Origin of the sequence: Candidatus Solirubrobacter pratensis (assembly GCF_000425945.1) — a bacterium.
Classification (GTDB): Bacteria; Actinomycetota; Thermoleophilia; order Solirubrobacterales; family Solirubrobacteraceae; genus Solirubrobacter; species Solirubrobacter pratensis.
On record NZ_AUEK01000006.1, the window covers coordinates 448,375 to 465,515 of the forward strand.

17 protein-coding genes are annotated in these 17,141 nt (G+C 69.3%); 5 read left to right on the forward strand and 12 right to left on the reverse strand.

The annotated features are described in order from the left end of the window. The first annotated feature begins 271 nt into the window (after positions 1–271). Positions 272–973: a class I SAM-dependent methyltransferase gene (locus tag H958_RS0105885; RefSeq protein ID WP_051323873.1), complete on the forward strand. Its 702-nt coding sequence runs from the start codon at positions 272–274 to the stop codon at positions 971–973. Positions 974–977: 4 nt separating this feature from the next. Here H958_RS0105885 and H958_RS35315 read toward each other — a convergent pair whose 3' ends face one another. The 9 genes from H958_RS35315 to H958_RS0105930 are packed head-to-tail and all read right to left on the reverse strand — an operon-like array spanning position 978 to position 8,616. Beyond that, entirely contained in the window at positions 978–1,739 is a 762-nt protein-coding gene (locus H958_RS35315; RefSeq protein WP_196807232.1) for a class I SAM-dependent methyltransferase, read from the reverse strand. Further along, on the reverse strand, positions 1,736–2,497 hold the full coding sequence (locus H958_RS0105895) for a transaldolase (RefSeq protein WP_231379176.1): 762 nt from the start codon (positions 2,495–2,497) through the stop codon (positions 1,736–1,738). Before H958_RS0105895 ends, H958_RS35315 begins: the two co-directional genes overlap by 4 nt. Then, positions 2,464–3,006, reverse strand: coding sequence for a D-glycero-alpha-D-manno-heptose-1,7-bisphosphate 7-phosphatase (locus tag H958_RS0105900; RefSeq protein WP_028057985.1), 543 nt, complete (start codon positions 3,004–3,006; stop codon positions 2,464–2,466). The genes H958_RS0105895 and H958_RS0105900 overlap by 34 nt, the downstream gene beginning before the upstream one ends. Next, entirely contained in the window at positions 3,003–3,965 is a 963-nt protein-coding gene (locus tag H958_RS0105905) for an NAD-dependent epimerase/dehydratase family protein (RefSeq protein WP_028057986.1), read from the reverse strand. The genes H958_RS0105900 and H958_RS0105905 overlap by 4 nt, the downstream gene beginning before the upstream one ends. Then, positions 3,962–4,564 (reverse strand): SIS domain-containing protein, encoded by a 603-nt coding sequence (locus tag H958_RS0105910; RefSeq protein ID WP_028057987.1) that lies wholly within the window; start codon positions 4,562–4,564, stop codon positions 3,962–3,964. Before H958_RS0105910 ends, H958_RS0105905 begins: the two co-directional genes overlap by 4 nt. Continuing rightward, a complete protein-coding gene (locus tag H958_RS0105915; RefSeq protein ID WP_037409544.1) occupies positions 4,561–5,325 on the reverse strand; it encodes a TylF/MycF/NovP-related O-methyltransferase in 765 nt (254 codons plus the stop codon). Before H958_RS0105915 ends, H958_RS0105910 begins: the two co-directional genes overlap by 4 nt. Positions 5,326–5,328: 3 nt before the next feature. Further along, positions 5,329–6,579, reverse strand: coding sequence for a glycosyltransferase family 2 protein (locus H958_RS0105920; RefSeq protein ID WP_028057989.1), 1,251 nt, complete (start codon positions 6,577–6,579; stop codon positions 5,329–5,331). Continuing rightward, entirely contained in the window at positions 6,576–7,280 is a 705-nt protein-coding gene (locus tag H958_RS0105925; RefSeq protein ID WP_196807234.1) for a sugar phosphate nucleotidyltransferase, read from the reverse strand. The genes H958_RS0105920 and H958_RS0105925 overlap by 4 nt, the downstream gene beginning before the upstream one ends. A 10-nt stretch (positions 7,281–7,290) precedes the next feature. Continuing rightward, positions 7,291–8,616: a GHMP family kinase ATP-binding protein gene (locus tag H958_RS0105930; RefSeq protein ID WP_231379177.1), complete on the reverse strand. Its 1,326-nt coding sequence runs from the start codon at positions 8,614–8,616 to the stop codon at positions 7,291–7,293. On the opposite strand from H958_RS0105930, the gene H958_RS0105935 reads away from it, so the two are divergent. Next, positions 8,500–8,847: a GtrA family protein gene (locus tag H958_RS0105935; protein WP_231379178.1), complete on the forward strand. Its 348-nt coding sequence runs from the start codon at positions 8,500–8,502 to the stop codon at positions 8,845–8,847. The two genes, H958_RS0105930 and H958_RS0105935, sit on opposite strands and share 117 nt — an antisense overlap. A 128-nt stretch (positions 8,848–8,975) precedes the next feature. Continuing rightward, positions 8,976–10,547: a hypothetical protein gene (locus tag H958_RS0105940; protein WP_156027725.1), complete on the forward strand. Its 1,572-nt coding sequence runs from the start codon at positions 8,976–8,978 to the stop codon at positions 10,545–10,547. Positions 10,548–10,556: 9 nt separating this feature from the next. Here the strand turns inward: H958_RS0105940 and H958_RS42860 are convergent, their stop codons facing one another. Further along, positions 10,557–11,561: an FkbM family methyltransferase gene (locus H958_RS42860; protein WP_156027726.1), complete on the reverse strand. Its 1,005-nt coding sequence runs from the start codon at positions 11,559–11,561 to the stop codon at positions 10,557–10,559. A gap of 9 nt (positions 11,562–11,570) precedes the next feature. Here H958_RS42860 and H958_RS48120 point away from each other — a divergent pair, with 9 nt between their 5' ends. Next, positions 11,571–11,795, forward strand: a complete 225-nt coding sequence (locus H958_RS48120; RefSeq protein WP_156027727.1) for a hypothetical protein — start codon at positions 11,571–11,573, stop codon at positions 11,793–11,795. 53 nt (positions 11,796–11,848) lie between these two features. Here the strand turns inward: H958_RS48120 and H958_RS0105950 are convergent, their stop codons facing one another. Beyond that, positions 11,849–12,451: a class I SAM-dependent methyltransferase gene (locus tag H958_RS0105950; RefSeq protein ID WP_028057994.1), complete on the reverse strand. Its 603-nt coding sequence runs from the start codon at positions 12,449–12,451 to the stop codon at positions 11,849–11,851. Further along, complete coding sequence (locus H958_RS45950; RefSeq protein ID WP_156027728.1) at positions 12,448–12,606, reverse strand: hypothetical protein; 159 nt, start codon at positions 12,604–12,606, stop codon at positions 12,448–12,450. Before H958_RS45950 ends, H958_RS0105950 begins: the two co-directional genes overlap by 4 nt. A gap of 383 nt (positions 12,607–12,989) precedes the next feature. Between H958_RS45950 and H958_RS0105960 the strand changes: the two genes are divergently transcribed. Next, a complete protein-coding gene (locus H958_RS0105960) occupies positions 12,990–17,132 on the forward strand; it encodes an FkbM family methyltransferase (RefSeq protein ID WP_081685645.1) in 4,143 nt (1,380 codons plus the stop codon). The last annotated feature ends 9 nt before the right edge of the window (positions 17,133–17,141 follow it).

The following is a 17,141-nucleotide window of genomic DNA, read 5'->3' on the forward strand; positions in this document are numbered from 1 at the left end:
AGGCCTCCGCCACGATCTGGACGCCCCAGGGCGTCCGCGGCAGGTTCACGCGAACAGCGGGCCAGGCCGGTGCCGGTCAGCCGCACGGCAGCGCCGGTGAACACGATCAGCGTGTAGGCGGCGCGCGCGGCGTATGCGACATGGCGGTATTAGTGCGGTATGACCGTGGTCCGGCGAGTCATCCGGTGGTCATTGTGACCGGTGCCAATAGAAGAGCGCGATCCGCTCGGCAAGTTCATCGAAGTCGCCAGGCCACGCTAGCCTGACGGCGATGACGCGCGCGACGTGGCCGAAGCCCATGCCCGAGCTCACCCAAGAGCAGGGCGCGATCCGCGATGACTGGATGAAGTACTTCCACGAGATGCTCTCCGACACCTACGGCCCGCTCGCGCGCTTCAACCACCAGTATGCCGGACGCACGGCGCGGCGTTGCACCCGGACGCTCGAGATCGGCGCGGGGCTCGGCGAGCACCTGGACTACGAGGACGCCCGCGAGCAGGAGTACGTCGCGCTCGAACTGCGCCAGGAGATGGCGGACGTGATTTCGGAGCGCCATCCCGAGGTCAAGACGGTGATCGGGGACATCGAGCAGCGCCTCGAGTTCGAGGACGCTTCGTTCGATCGTGTGATCGCCATCCACGTCCTCGAGCATCTGCGCAACCTGCCGGCCGCGCTGGACGAGGTCCACCGGTTGCTCAAGCCCGGCGGGCACTTCTCGATCGTGATCCCGTGCGAGGGCGGATTCAGCTACCGGATCGGTCGCAGGTTCACGTCCCAGCGCACGTTTGAGAAGCGTTACAAGACCGACTACGAGTGGTACATCAAGACCGAGCACTTCAACATCCCGAGCGAGATCGTCGCCGAGCTCGACCAGCGTTTCGAGCGGGAGCACCGAGGGTTCTTCCCGTTGCGGATAGTCCCGACCGTCCACATGAACGTCTGCCTCGGGCTGACGTATCGCCGCCCGGCCTGACGGCTCAGGCCGGGTTGCGGAGCACGGCGAGCAGGTTGAGCCCGATCGGCATCGGCACGCGCGACTCGATCGCACGCCCGAGCGGAACGCCGGTGCGATCCCAGAGCGAAAGCCCTTGGCCGATCGTCGTCTCGACCTTCGAGCGCGAGAACACGAACCAGGCTGGGATCGCCAAGATGTTGGCGTAGCGCAGCTCCTGCACCTCGAGCCCGGCTTCGCGCGCCACGCCGCGCACGCGCCACTTCGAGTAGCGCCGGAAGTGCCCGACCTTTCGATCCCACACGCCATAGAGCCCGTTGAGCGCGGGTACATACAGGACGATCGTTCCTCCCGGGCGGACGACCCGTCGCAGAGAAGCCAGCGCCCCCGCATCGTCCTCGATGTGCTCGAGCACGTTCACCATCAGGGCCGAGTCGAAGCGCTCGGTTGGATCTGGCTCCCGAATGTCAAGGCGCGCGACGCGGACGTTTGGGGAGGCGTCGAAGCGACGATGCAAGGCCGCCAGACACTCATCCGATATGTCCGTCGCCAGCACGTCGCGCCCCTCCGAATATCGCATCGTGATCGCGCCGAACCCGGCGCCGACCTCGAGCACGCGTGCGCCGAGCGCCGGCCGGCAAAGATCGGCGATCCACGTCAGGTAGTTCGGCGAAGCCTCGTCGGCGATGTCGAGGGCGCGATCGTGCTCTCCCTCGACCTCCGTGACCGCGTGCGGATGCACATAACGCGCCGCGGGTGGAGCATTGAAGCGGCGCGTCGCCGTCACAGCGTGAATCCGGCGGCCGCTGCGTCGCGGTGGAACATGCGCACGGTGTCGAGCGAGAACTCGTCCAGGTCGCGTCCGAGCCACGGCAGCTTCCTGAGTAGGTCGTGCGTGACCGTGATGATGTGACAGCCGATCTGATCGGCCTGCACGACGTTGAGCAGCTCGCGCGGGCTGGCCCAGATCAGCTCGAGGTTCTCGTGCACGGCCAGCACGTCGAGCGCCTCGCGCATGATCGGCAGCGGGTCGCGTCCGGTGTCGGCGATCCGGCCGGCGAACACCGAGACGTACGACGGCGCGCCGCCGCCGATCGCCTCGGCGACCCAGGACACCTGGCGCAGGGTCATCATGCCCGTGACATTGAGCCGGACGCCGTCGGCGACGAGGTGGCGCAGCACCTCCTCACAATGGTCGCCGCGCGTGTTCGTGACGGGCACCTTCACGTGGACGTGCTCGCCCCAAGCCGCGATCTTGCGCGCCTGCCGCTCCATTTCCGCGAACTCGTCCGAGAAGACCTCGAACGAGATCGGGCGGTCCGGCACCGCCTCGACGAACGAGCGCGCGAACGCCTCGTAGTCGCGCAGCCCGACCTTGTGCATCAGCGTCGGGTTGGTCGTGAAGCCCTTGATGAGCGGGTTCGCGTACAAGTCCAGGATGCCCTGCAGGTCCGCCCCGTCGGCGAAGACCTTGACCTGGAGCTCTGCGGCGTCGATCGGCCGCTCCAGCGTCAGGTTCTCGGGGCGATCGTCTCGATGATCCACGTGACGCTCTCCTTGAGCTCGGTGACGGTCAGATCGGCGGCGTCGGGCGCCGGCTCGTCGTAGCTGCGGTCGAGGAAGACGGTTTTGGTGCCGGCGGCGCGGCCTGCTTCGATGTCGCGCCAGCGGTCGCCGACCATGACGCTGCGCCCCAGCCCGACGTCCCAGCGGCGGGCTGCGTCGAGCAGCATCCCGGGGCGTGGCTTGCGGCACGCGCAGGCGTCGTCGTCGTCGTGCGGGCAGACGACCACCTCGTCGACGTCCACCAGCTCGCGCAGGCGCGCGTTGATAGCGTCGACGGCGGCGCGCGACTGCGTCCCGCGCGCGATGTCGGGCTGGTTGGTGACGACGATCAGCGGCAGGCCGGCGGCGCGCAGCTCGCTGCATGCCTCGGCGACGCCGGGCAGCAGCGCGATCGCGTCCGGCGTCGCCGGCGGGTGCGGGCGGCCGGCGACGAGCGGCGCCTCGTTGAGCACGCCGTCGCGGTCCAGGAACACGGCGGGACGGCTCACGCGGGCATCCCCGCCTTGAGGTCGTCGAGCATCGCGGCCATCGACTGCCTCAGCGCCTCGCGCGAGCCGCACGACGGCGTCCAGCCGAGCCCGCGGATGCGCTCAGTGGAGAGCCGTACGATCGGGACGTCGCCCTTCCAGCCGCGGTTCTCGGTGCCGTACTCCAGCTCGGCGCCGGACGCGCCGACGACTTCGACCGCCAGCTCGGCGATCTCGCGCACGGTGATGTAGTCGCCGGTCGCGACGTTGTAGACGCCGAACGGCGACTCCGCGGCGTCCACGGCGGTCAAGACGGCGCGCACGACGTCTCCCACGAGGATGTACGACTTGCTCTGCGTCCCGTTGCCGAGCACGGTCAACCGCTCGGGATCCTCCAGCAGTCGCCGGACGAAGTCGAAGCCGACGCCGTGTGTCTGGCGGCGGCCGACCACGTTGCCGAACCGGAACGCGACCCCGCGCGAGCCGAACATGTACGCGTAGGAGCTGATCAGCGCCTCGCCGGCGAGCTTGCTGGCGCCGTAGGTCGAGACCGGGACCAGCGGCCCGTGGTCCTCCGTCGCCTCGTGCTCGCCGAGGTCGCCGTAGACGCCGCTGCCCGACGCATACGCGATGCGCGGAGTGCCCGTGAGCCGCATCGCCTCGACGACGGTGTGGGAGATCAGGGTGCCCTGGTCGAAGTCGACGGCGGGATCGGTCATCGCGGCGGCGATGTCCGGGTTCGACGCGAGGTGGATCACGAGATCGTGACCCTCCATCGCGCCGGCGAGCGCCTGCCGGTCGGTCGCCTCCCCGCGCACGACCGCAAGCCTCGGGTCGTCGCCGTGATGCGCGTAGTGCCACTCGCGGCCGGAGCTGAAGTTGTCATAGAGCGTCACGCCGCGCGTGGCCTCGTCGGCCAGCAGCGCGTCGGTGAAATGGCTGCCGATGAACCCGGCGCCGCCGACGATGAACGCCCTCACGCCGGCGCCACCGCCTCCCACTTCGTCTCAGCCGCCTTCAGAGCCGGGTGGCTGACGAGCAGGTGCCAGACGACGGCGCACAGCGCCTCGGTGTGCGGCGTCAGGTGCTCCGGATACAGGGGCGGGATGACGACGCACGCGTCCGCGACGCGCGCGGTGTGCCCGCCGTCACGGCCGACGATGCCGTAGATCCCGGCGCCCGCGGCGCTCGCCGCGTCCACTGCGCGGACGAGGTTGGCCGAGACGCCGCGCTCGGCATCGCCGCCGCCCACCGAGAAAACGAGCACCGCGTCGTCGGCGCGGACGCGCGAGCCTTCGAGCCAGGCGGAGAACGTCGTGTCCCATCCCTCGTCGTTCGTGCGCGCGGTCAACTCGGAGACGTTGTCGGTCGGCGCGTAGGCCTCGAACGCGCACAGCTTGCGGAAGTCGTTGACGGCGTGGCCGGCGTGGCCGGCGGAGCCGCCGACGCCGAGGATGAACAGCCGCCCGCCGCGGCCGCGCCGGTCGGCGAGCCCGGAGGCCACGGCCTCGATCGCGGCGGCGTCCAGCGCGTCGATCACGCGCGCTGTCTGCTCGAGATAGCGCTCGGCGAAGCTCACCGCTTGACGATGATCCCGTGGCCGTTGAGGTTATGGACGACAAGGCGATCCGTGAGCGAGCGCTGCTCGTTGACGAACTCCGTGATCCCCGGCGTCGCGGCACAGCCGTAGTCGTCGAAGACGACCAACCCGCCCGTCGACAGCCGGGGCCACGCCCACTCGAACACGTCCTTGGCGGACTGGTAGACGTCGACGTCGATGTGACACAGACGCAGCGGGAGGTCGCCGACGGAGTGGGCCGTGTCGTCCGGGAAGATCCCCTGCAGGAGCTCGACGTTCCTGAGCCTGAGACCCTGCACGAGGCTCTCGACCGTCTCGCGCGAGGTGTCGCTGTGCTTGCCGTCGCGGTAGTAGATGTCGAGCGCACCGGTCTTGACCACGCCCTCCCAGGTATCCGCGAGGAACACTGGCTCGTCGATGCCGAGCAGCTCTGCCCGCCGCGCCATCACCGCGCCGGTGCCGCCGCGCCAGACCCCGACCTCGAGAATCGCGCCCGGGATCTCGCGCAGCTCGCCGACGAGCTCCCACAGCTCGTGGCAGCGCCACACGTCGACGAGCGTGTGCCGGCGAACCGCCTGATAGACCTGCTGAAACGGCTCGTCGGCCTCCCACGGCGCGTACGCCGAGACCGGGTACGCCATCGCGTAGGCGCCCGAGCGCACGGCCTCGCGACGGACGAGCGGAAGGGCGGCGCCCTTGGCGATCGAGAACCCGCCGTCGCGCAGCAGCTTCCCGTAGTAGGTCGAGTACTTGACCGGCATCATCTAGTCCTCCGTTGCCTCCAGGTCAACGCGCCCCCTGGCCGTCGCCACGACGGTGCCGTGCAGGAGGAGTGTGAACACGAACAATTGCGCGCCGGCGATCGCAAGAGCGAGACCGGTCACCGCAAGATGCGCTTTCTCGATCGAGTCAGGGCGCGGGAGCCGATAGTCCTGACTGACGTACGCGTAGACAAGCGAGAGCGTGAGGAGCACGCCGACCACACCCGTGACGAACGCGATCAAGACCGAGCGCGTGTAGGGGAAGAGCCGAAGCCAGCGGCGCTTCCTGCGGCCCGTGTAGTCGAACAGCACGTGCGAGACGCCGCCGAGGAACACGAACTGCAGCCCGACGACGAACATCGCGACACCGAGGAACTGCCAGTTGAGCGACAGCGTGAGCGAGCCGATGGCGAGGTCGCCGAACGTCACCGGGAACGTCAGCAGGATCCCCAGCGCCAGCAGCAGCGCCCCCGGCTTGAGCAGGAAGAAGTCGGAGCCGTAGACGAACATCGCGCGCAGGTTGATCCAGGCCGCGGCCCACGGGGAGAACCAGCCCGAGCGCTTGTGGTGGCTGAGCCGGCCCTCGCGATCCTTGAGGAAGGTGACGGCGACCTCGGTCGTGGCCAGATCCATGTGCACGGACTTCAGAACCATCTCGGACGCGTACTCCCATGACTCCGACTGCAGCTGCATCCGCTTCAGCGCGTCGAGCGTGATCCCGCGCATGCCGCAGTGGATGTCCGAGAAGTGGCTCGAGTACAGCCGGTTGAGGATCCACGTCGTGACCGGCGTGCCGAAATACTGGTGCAGCCGCGGCATCGCGCCCGGCTCGATCGAGCCCTTCCAGCGCGAGCCCATCACGTACTCGTATCCGTCGCGGAACGCGTCCACGAACGGCGCGAGCTCGCGGAAGTCGTAGGTGCAGTCCGCGTCCCCCATCAGCACCCACTCGCCGCGGATGTAGGGAATCGCGTCCATGTAAGCGCGCCCGAGTCCGCGCTTGGGAACACGCAGCACGCGGGCGCCGGCGGCGACCGCGAGCTTCGCCGTGTCGTCGGTCGAGGAGTCGACGATCAGGATCTCTCCTCGCACGCCGGCGGCGTCGAGCCCCTGGCGGCACCAGGCGACGAAGTCGGAGATCGTGAGCTGCTCGTTGAGCGCCGGGATGACGATCGACAGCCGCGGGTCGTCGACATCTTCCTCCGGGATCAGAAGTTCGACGTCGAGCCGGTCCGGCGTCGCGACGCTCGTCATGACACGCCTCCCGGGCCGGCGAGCCGGTGCTCGAGCTCGGCAAGGCCCTCGGGCGAGCCGATCTCGTAGAAGCGCTCGGTCACCTCCAACCCGGCAACGCGTCCTTCCAGGCTGAGCCGGCGATAGAGGTCCGCGAGGTCCATGACCGCTTCGGGCGGGACCGCGGGCAGGATCGCGTCGCGGTCGATGATTGATAGGCCATAGTCGATGTAACGCATGCCGACTGCCGCCGGATCGGCGGCAGTCTTGTCATAAACGACCGAGCCACCCTCGAGTCGCGCGTTTGAGCAGGCGCCGTCGTTGCGGAAGACCGTCATCAGAACGTCGCGACGCGCGCGCCGGAACTCGGCGAACGCGACCCCCACGTCCACGGACAGGAACGAATCACCGTAGAGCACGGCGAACGCGTTTTCCAGCAGCTCCGCGTCATACGCCAGACGCAGTGCGCCGGCCGTGCCGCGCAGCCGGTCGCCCTCGTCGGTGTAGCGCACGCGCAGCCCCCACGCCGCGCCATCGCCGACAAAGTCGCGGATCAGGCCGCCCAGGTGGCCGATCGCGAACACGACGTCGGTCACGCCGTCCGACGCGAGCCAGCGTAGTTGGTGGTCGGCGAACGGCTTGCCGGCGACGGACAGCAGCGCCTTCGGGATCGTCTCGGTCGCCGGCCGCATGCGGGTGGCCAGGCCGCCGGCGAGGATCACGCACTGCATGTCAGTTGCGGACGATGACGGTCGAGCCGTCGTGGTCGAAGGTGAAGCGCGTCTCGGTCAGGCCGTGTCCGCTCATCGCTGCCCGCAGCGCGGGCGGATCCGCCGCGTAGAACATCAGGAAGCCGCCGGTGCCGGCGCCGACGAGCTTGCCCCCGATCGCACCGTTGCTCACGCCGGTCGCGTACCAGCGGTCGATGTCGTCGTTCGTCATGCCGGAGGAGCGCGCGCGCTTGCGCTGCCAGTGCTCATCCATCATGCGGCCAAAGTCCTCGGGCCGCCCGGCCTCGAGCGCCTCGCGGATGCGGAGCCCCAGTTGCTTTGTCTGTCGCAGGTTCTCGAGCATCTGCGCATCGCCGCGCTCCGAACGCGTCCGCTGGTCCGCGAGGATCGAGCCGGCCGAGCGCGAGTAACCGGTGAAGAACAGCAGCAGGCGTTCCTCGAGATCGTGCACGGTCTCTTGCGAGACGGCGAGAGGGCTGACCGCCACGCTGTCGTCCGCGCGGAACTCGAAGCACGTCAGCCCGCCGTGGGCAGCGATGTACTGATCCTGCTTGCCCACCGGCTCGCCCAGCACGTCGATCTCGATCCGCGCCGCCTCCTCGGCCAGCGCCTCGGCCGCGATGTGCTCGCGCTTGTGTGCGTACACGGCGCGCAGCAGGCCGACCGTGAACGCGCCCGACGAACCGAGGCCGGTGCCGGACGGGATGTCGGCTAGGGAGACCATCTCGAGGCCGGGCTCGAGATCATGCGCCTCGAACACGGCGCGCACGATCCGGTGCTCGATGTCGGCCACCGAGCGGCGCCGCTCCAGTTGCGAGTACTTGATCAGGTAGTCGTCGGTGAACGTCCGATTCAGCCCGATGAACATGTATTTGTTGATCGCGGCCGAGATCACGAAGCCGTCGCACTCACGGTAGAAGGACGGCAGGTCGGTCCCTCCGCCGCCGATCGAGATCCGTAGCGGTGTGCGGGTGATGAGCATGCGCGGGAGGACGGCGGGCGAGAGCGATCGTGGGCCCGGCACGACCGAAGGCGGGAATCCTAGCGGCCTTCGTCCCGCGGATTCGCGGTGCGCAGGAGCCCCTAGACTTGGGCACCACAGATGGCAGGACTGCCCGCCAATCCTCCTGCGCTGGCTCGATTCGTGCTGGCTCGGCCCGAAGCTCGGTTCCTGATCACCGGCGGGGCCGTCGCGGTCGTGTACATCGGGTTGACGCTGCTGCTGTCGACCGTCGCCGGACTGCCGATGCCAGCGGCGGTTGCGATCGGCTACGCACTCGCGGTCGTCCTGCACTTCTCGATGCAGCGATGGTTCGTCTTCCGCCACGTGGAGAGCTTCGCCTTGCGTCCACATCGCCAGGTCCTCCGGTACGCGATCGTGGGTGTGATCCAGTACGCAACGACATTGGCGGCGACTGAACTGCTTGCGCCGAGCCTCGGTATCTCGCCGCAGATCGCGTTCCTGGGCGTTGTCGCGGTGACGTCGACCACGGGGTTTCTGATGCTCCGCCACGGGGTCTTCCACGCCGAGTCGGAGCCCGCCGGAGACACCGCGTGACCGACCTCTCGCTGCGCGAGCGCCCAACGCGGCGTCCGTCCGCGCTGACGGAGCGGGTCCCGCAGGTCGTCGCCTTCGCGCCCCGGCTCGGCCTCCCTACCGCCATCGCGGTCGTCGTGGCGTCCGTCGTGGTCGTGACCTGGCGCGCATTGGAGCACGGAGGGCCCTTCTTCGAGGACTGGAGGCTCCGAGCGATCGGGCTGTACAACGGGGGGCCCGAGCGGCTCGGGTTCTTCCACTGGTGGGACGGCATCTACTCGGTCTCGCAGTACCGGCCCCTCAGCGTGCCGTATGTGATGGTGTGGGTCGGATTCGTCGGAGACAGCCCGTTCCGTCACCAGCTCTGGGTGTCCGTGTTCCTGGCCCTCACCGGCTTCGCGTTGTTTGCGGCCCTGCGTGTCGCGCGCTTTCCATGGCTGTTCGCGGTCGTCGCGGCGACGCTCTTCGTCGCGTTTCCGTTCACTTCCTCGGCGAAGTTCTGGTCGACGGGATCGATCTTCGACTTTGCCGACGCGCTGGTGCTGGCAGGGCTCGCGCTCGGCGGGATCGTCCTGCGCCACTGGCCGGCGCGCAGGCGCTGGGGCCTGCTCGCCGCCTCGGTCGTACTGTTCGCCTTGACCGCCGGCTTCTACGAACTTCCCCTCCCGCTGCTGGCTTTGGCGCCGATCTATTACGCCGCGGCATGCGACGGGTGGCGGCGCGCGGTCTTCGTGAAGACCGGGGCGGACATCCTGGCGGCGGTCGTGATGCTGGCGGTCTTCAGGACCCAAGGTCGGACCGAGACGTCCGCGGCGGATACCTGGTGGCCGCATGCACGGCAGATCGTCTCCGAGGCCTGCCGGCTATTCTTCGACGCGCTCACGCCGTCGGGGCGCTGGGACATCGCGATCGTGGTCATTCTCGTTGCGATCGCCGCAGGCCTGGGTCTGCGATTCGTCGTCGAGCGAGAGGCAACGCTTCGCGACCTCCGGGATGCCCGGCCGCGATTCGCGCGGTACGCGGTCGTCGGCCTGCTCGGGCTAGTCGCCGCGCTGCTCGCCTATCTGTTCCTCGTCCCAGCTCTGTGGTACCGGCCGCTGATGCCCGGGCAGGGCGACCGCAGCAACGCGGCGGCCGCCATCGGCTACGCGGTCGCGTATACGGCGCTCCTCGCAGTGCTCGCGACGCTCGCCGCCTGCGCCGTCCCAAAGCGGCGGGCGGCGATCGCGGGCTTTGCCACCATGAGCGCGCTGGCACTCGTGTACGCCGGTGCGTTCGCGGCTCAAAGCCGCGGGCAGGGCGACCTCTACATCAAGGCTTGGCAGGGCTCACACAAGCTCGAGCAGGCTATGCACGCGACGCTGCGGACACCGCTGCCGCCGGGCACGCTCGTGCTCAGCTTCGGGTCGACCATGTACGTGGCGCCGCTGATCAACCAGATCGGCGACTACAACGACTTTGACGCCGCGGTGAAGTTCGCGGTGGACAACGGCACCGTGCGCGGCGCGGCAATCTTCGCGCCGCAGCCGGTCGTCTGCGGTCCGACGAAGGTCGAACTGCCGCGTCGGCCGGGTATCGGGCCGCTCTTCGGACCCGCCTGGAGGGCGCGGTACGGCAAGGTCATATTCATGCAGCCGTACGAGCACCGGACCGAGCGCATCGACTCTCAAGCCGGCTGCCAGGCGGCGCTCACGCGGTTCACACCTGGCCCGCTGGCCTGAGGCGAACCGCTACGGCTCCAGCAGGAGCGTGACGAAGCCGCCGAACGGCGCCGGACGCTGATCGACGCGCGCTACGAGTTCCTCGTCGGCGACCGCGTCGAGCTCAGACGCCTCGAGCACGCGCAGGCGGTATCCAAGCTCGCGGTAGAGGTGCAGCGCATCGAGCGGGTCGTCGCCGAGCTCGCGGATCCCTGCTGGCCAGAACTCGGTCAGCACGACCGGTCGGCAGCGCTCGAGCACGCGCCTTGCGCCGCACAGCGCGACGTGCTCCGTCGCCTGCGTGTCGAGTTTGAGGACGTCGACCTGGGTGTCGCCGAGCACCTCGTCCAGGGTGAGTGCCGGAACCTCCAACCACGGCCGCTCCTCGAGTACAGGACCGACACGATGGTCCCCGGTGTTGGTGGCGCACGCGGACAGCTTCACGGCTCCGGATCGATCCCACGCCGCGCCGGCGACGACGTCGACGTGCGCGAGTCCGTGGCGAGCGACGTTGGCCCTCAGAAGCCGCAGGTTGTCAGGATGCGGCTCGATAGCGACGACGCGTCCCTCCCGTCCGACGATGCGCGCACCGAGAAGCGTTACATAGCCGACGTTCGCGCCGACGTCGACGAGCGTCGCACCAGGGCGAAGGACGTTGCGCAGCGCCTCTGTCTCGTCGGAGTCCCAGCCGCCGCGGTCTCGGAGGATCGGCGTCACGACCTCGTCCTCGGCGTGTAGGTACATGCGGCCGACATCCGTCGCGGCGTCGGTCGCGGGAGGCAGGCCCCTGCGCCGGCCGGCCGAACCGAGGCGCTTCGCCGGGACACCACCGACGACCGTGCCCGCGGCGACGTCCCCAGTCACCACGGCACCAGCCGCGACCACGGCGTCAGCGCCGATCCGGCACGGGCCGAGCACGACCGCCCGGCTAGAGACCGATGCGCCGCTCTCGATCACCACGTCGCGGCCGGCCGCCAGGATCGCGCCGCTCCCGGCGAAACCGACCTCCGCGATGTCGTACGCGCCCGTGAGCACGGCTACGCCATGGCCGAACAACGCATGCGCCTTTACGGTGATGGTCCCGGACACAGTGTTGAACAGCGCGTCGTTGACCTGCGCCGTCGGATCGACGCTCAGGCGCTCGGTCGGACCGAAAACCTGCGGAACGCGCAGCGCGTCGTGCCGCACGCGCTCGGCGACCTGAGCCTCGATCGCCGGGAGCCGGCGAGCGAGGCGCTCCTCAACGCGGCTGTCGATGAGGGCGTGTAGGCGCCGGCCGAGCGCTGCCCGAGCGGGCCGGAGCACGCGGGAGCGCGCGAGGCTCACGACGCGTGGCGGCGGAAGCGGAGCAGGCGCAGGCCGCCCCAGGCGACCTCGTTGCCGTCGGCGTCCGGCTGGTCGGGCGAGGAGTCCACAGAGACCAGGCCCGCATCCACCAGCGTCGGATGGCGGCGGACAGCGTCGTCGATCGCCTCGCGGACTTCGAAGTAGTGGGCGTCGTGGAAGACCAGATGCGCTTCTTCGGCGAGCGTCGGCAGCGTTGCCTCGATGTCGCGCTCGACCCCGGCGCGTGTGTGGTCGCCGTCGATCAGCGCGAAGTTGAAGCCGGCGCCCGCCACCTCGGCGGCGCTCGCCAGCGCTTCCGGCGAGGGTTCGGCGACCATCGTCGCGCGGTGCTGCACGCTGTCCCAGTCCTCCGGGGCCACGCGCGGGTTCGGATCAACGCAGACGATCCTGCCGTCGGCGTCCAGATCGTCCAGCGCGGCGCACATCACCAGCGTCGAGCCGCCCTTGAAGGTCCCGATCTCCACGATCCGCTGCGGCTGGAGCCCAGCGACGAGGCCGTACAGCAGGACCCGCTCGTGCATGGACATCCACGCCGGCGTGGTGTGGACGATGTGGAAGCGCTGCGCGAGAAAGGTCACGTGCGCCCAGCCGCGTCGCGGACGCGATCCCTGGCCGCTTGGGCGACGATCCCGAACTCGGGAGACAGGCCGTTCTGCCAACGCTCGGTCACGACCTCGATCCGGTCGAAACCGGCCGACGCACGTAGCGCCGACAGCGACTCGGGGGTGTACATCGCGAAGTGGTGCTCTCCTGAATAGTCCTGCAGGCGGAAGGTGACCGCTTCAGATCGGCATAGGCGAACCCGCCTGCATTGAGTTGCTCGATCATCACGGCCCAGTTCGGGGAGATGATACGAGCACGCCATCGGGTGGCGCGGACCTGAGCTGGTCCTGCGAGCCCTCTTCCAAGTCAGTCGGCGCCGACGACCACGTCCACCGGGGCATCGGCGGACAGAGCCACGCGACTGCGCACCGCCATTCGTGATTCGCGGGGCGCCGCGACGCCGGCGCGCCGCGTCCCAGGTCGGCCGAACACGGCAGCGAAGGCCAGCAACTGGCCCTTCGAGCGGCGCGATGGCACTTTCTATGATGCGGGCTCCCCACGGGAGGTTCTCGCTTGCGCGTCAGCGTCGTCATCGCCACAGCCAACCGGGCGCCGAGCCTTCGTGTGACGCTCGACGCCCTCCGTCATCAGACCTACACGGACTTCGAGGTGATCGTCGTCCAGGGCCCGTGCGAAGACGAGACGCCGGAGGTGCTCGCTCGCTACGCCGGCCAGGTCAAGGTCGCGTCGAATTCGGAGCGGAATCTCTGCAAGTCGCGCAACCTTGGGATCGACCTCGCGTCCGGAGATGTAGTGGCGTTCATCGACGACGACGGGATCCCGGAGCCTCGCTGGATCGAGGATCTCGTCGCCGCATACGACGACGAGCGGGTCGGCGGCGCCGGCGGCCTCGTGTACGACCAGACCGGCGTCAACCTGCAGTACCGCTACGCGGTATGCGACCGCGTTGGCCGTACGGACTTCGACCGGCAGCCTCCGTTCGACGAGTTCACCGTCCCGGGCGCCGATCCGTTCCTGTATCTGCAAGGAACGAACATGAGCTTCCGGCGCCAGGCGCTCGAGGGCATCGGCGGCTTCGACGAGAACATCGAGTACATCTGGGACGAATCCGACCTCGCGCTGCACCTGATCGACGCGGGCTGGACGCTGCGCCCGCTCGACGGCGCCGTGGTCCACCACAAGATGCTCCCGAGCCATCTGCGGCGCAGCAAGGGACTGGTCACCGATCCGTACGTGCCGGTCAAGAACCGCAGCTACTTCGCGGTCCGCAACGGAAGCGGCCATCGCCCGATGGAGGAGATCTTCCGGAGCCTCACCGAGTACGTCGACATGCAGCGCCACTGGGCGGCCGACTGCGAGATCCACGGCCGTTTCACCTCGGGCGAGGCGAGCCGGTTCGTCGAGCGCGTCGCCGAGGGCTTCGAGGCCGGCCTCCTGCAGGGCATGGAGCAGCCACGTGCGGGCCGCGCGCTGGCCGCCAAGGACCCGGACGCGTTCCTGCCGTACCCGGTGATCGCGCCCGAGGGCGAGCGGATGTCGCTTTGCCTCGTGTCGCTTGACTATCCCCCCGCGCCGATGGGCGGCATCGCCCGCTACACCGCCGACCTCGCCCGTGGACTCGCCGCCGTCGGCCACGACGTGCACGTCGTCACGCGTTCGCAGCCGCCGTTCCGTCTCGACTACGAAGACGGCGTCTGGGTGCACCGCCACCCGGAGGGCGAGCGGCTACTGCCGCACCTCGACGGCCATCCGCTGCGAGACAACCTCGCGCATGTGACGGCCGTCTGGCAGGCCGTCCGCACCGTGCACGAGCGGTTCGGCGTCGACGTCGTCGCCGGCAACGTCTGGCTGGCGGAGACCCTCCTCTGCGCGGTCGACCCGCGCTGGCCCACCGTCATGACCTGCAGCACGCCGATCCGGACGATCGCGTCGACGCAGCCGGCAGTCGCCGCTAAGAGCCACACCGCGTGGCAGGTCAAGCTCGAGGACGCCGCGCTCGTGCGCGCGCAGCATCTAATGCCGGTGTCGCACGCGAACCTGCAGACGCTGCGCGCGGCGACGCCCGCGGCCGCGGACGTGCCCGCAACGGTCGTCTGGCACGGGATGGTCGACCGCGCGGGAGGTCCACTCCCACCCGCATCGGAGGACGGCGAGACGGAGATCCTATTCGTCGGCCGGCTCGAGCCGCGCAAGGGGATCGACACGTTGCTCGACGCCGCCATCGAGCTGCTGCGGGAGCGCCCGCAGGCTCGCCTGCGGATCGCCGGCGCGGACAACCCGTACGCCGCCGAGGACGCGCGCAGCTACCGCGAACGCGTCGACGAGCGGCTGGCGAACGAGCCGGGGATCCGCGACCGGATCGTGTTCGAGGGCGAGGTCAGCGATGAGGTCCTCGATCAGCTCCTGCGCGACTGCCACATCTTCTGCGCGCCGTCGCGCTACGAGTCGTTCGGGCTCATGAACCTCGAGGCGATGATGTTCTCGCGCCCCGTCGTCAGCACCACGGCCGGCGGCATCACCGAGGTCGTCGCCGATGGCGAGACGGGTGTGCTCGTCGGCGTCGACGATGTCGCGGCCCTGCAGCGCGCGCTGCGAGAGCTCGTCGACGATCCGGAACGGCGCGCGCGCATGGGTGCGGCAGGGCGGGCCCGGTTCGAGCGGGAGTTCGACAACGCCGTCGCAGTTGCCCGAACCCTGGCGGTCTACCGTGCCATCGCCGGCCAGGGCGGCGCGGTCGACGGCGAAGCAGCCGTCCGCGCGGGACTTCGCGACGTCATGCGGGAGTTGGGAGACGTCGCCGACCCGGAGGCGGCGACGGACGAGTTGCTCGTTCCCCACGCGTTTCCTCATGACTATCTGGCGGCCTTCGAACGGCTCGCCCGTGCGCCCGCGCGCGACTTTGTATCCGGGCTCTACGACGCGATCCTCCAGCGCCCGGCCGAGCTGCAGGGGCTCGACACCGCGACCGAGCGGCTCCTCTCGGGCGCGGTCACGCGGGAGCAGTTCACGCGTGAGCTCGCGACCAGCGACGAGGCCAGGATGCTCGGCGTCGATCCTCGCTTCCTCGACACCATCGGATCAGGTGTGCCGCAAGAGCTGGAGCGCCGCGTTCGCGATGCGTTCTGGCGTGACGACGCCACGTTCGCACGCCTGCTCGCGGGGTCGCTGCTCGGCGACGACCGCGCAGCGGCAAGCGCACCGGAGATCGTCGCCGCCCTGGCGAACGGCTGCGACCGGCACGACGTCCTCAGGAAGCTGGTTGCCGACGACGAGGTCCGGGCGCGCGTGCCGGGAGCCGGCAAGCTGCTGGAGTTTCGGTTCCTGTCTCCCCGGGAGCTGCACGAGGAGCTTCTGTCACTCAGCAAGGCCGACGACGCCGAATTCGTCGCCGGCGCCTACCGGCTCCTCCTGGGCCGCGAGCCCGACCCCGCGGCCGCCGGCAACCTGGCACGCCTCCGGAGCACCCCGCGCAGGCGCGTCCTGGCTGACATCGCGTCTGCACCGGAGGCGGCGAGCCGAGGCATCGACGCCGTCGTGGTCGACACTCAGGCCGCGACGATCTCGAGCCTGGGCCAGGCACCGCAGGGCAGGGTCACCCGGATCCCCGGCCTGCGCCGGGCGCGCGGAGTCGGCCACAGAGTCCTACGCGACCGGCGCGTCGGCGGTCTCCAGCGCTCGTTCGAGCAGCTCCGCGCGGAATCGAACGAGCTGTCGGCGCGGACTGCCAGGATCGTGGACGCGCAGGTGAATCAGGAGCAGGCGATCGGTCGCTTGGAATCGCAAGGGCGAAGCCTGGAGCGCCTGATCGACGAGCTCCGCGACGAGATGCACCGCGGTCTCCGCGACCTCGAGGGCTGGCTCGAGGCGATCGGGCAGCGGCTCGACGGGATGCCCTCCGAGGGGACGCACGGGGCCTACCTGGGCGACGGGAAGGTCCTCGTCAACACCGTCTGGGGCGGGAAGCTCCTGCTCGCCGCCGACGACCGCAGCCTCACTCCTGAGCTGGTCGCCAACGGCATCTATGAGGCACCGTTCTCGCGCTACCTGCTGCGCAGGCTGCAGGAGGGCCAGAAGGCCGTCGACATCGGCGCCAACATGGGCATGCACACGGTGCTGATGGCATCCCGCGTCGGCGACTCGGGTCATGTCTTCGCCTTCGAGCCCAATCCTCGGGTGCGCGAGTTCCTCGAAGAGAACCTGACGCTCAATTGGATCCGCAACCGCGTCACCGTCCATGCGGCGGCCGTGGCGGACCTCCAGGGCAAGCTCACGCTGCACGTGACCGAGCGCTACATGGGCAACAGCTCGCTTCGACCGCTCGACGCGAGCTACACGCGCGACGTGCCGAGCGACACGGTCAGCGACATCGAGGTCGAGGTCGAGCCACTCGACGCCCGCTCCAGCGAGCTGGGACACGTGGACCTCGTCAAGATCGATGTCGAGGGGAGCGAGCACCGCGTCTTGAAGGGGATGGCCGGCATGCTCGACCGCAACCAGATCGACGTCGTGACGTTTGAGGTCTTCAAGGACCGCATGGGCGACGAGTGGACGCCCTTCTGCGACCTTCTCCGCGGCTACGAGAACGGCGGCTGGCGATTCAACGACGTCAACGACGACGGGGTGCTCAAGCCCCTGCGACTGGACGACATTCTCCGAGTAGGGAGGTCCGCCCAGGTGGTCATGACCCGCAGTTGAGGCTGCCAT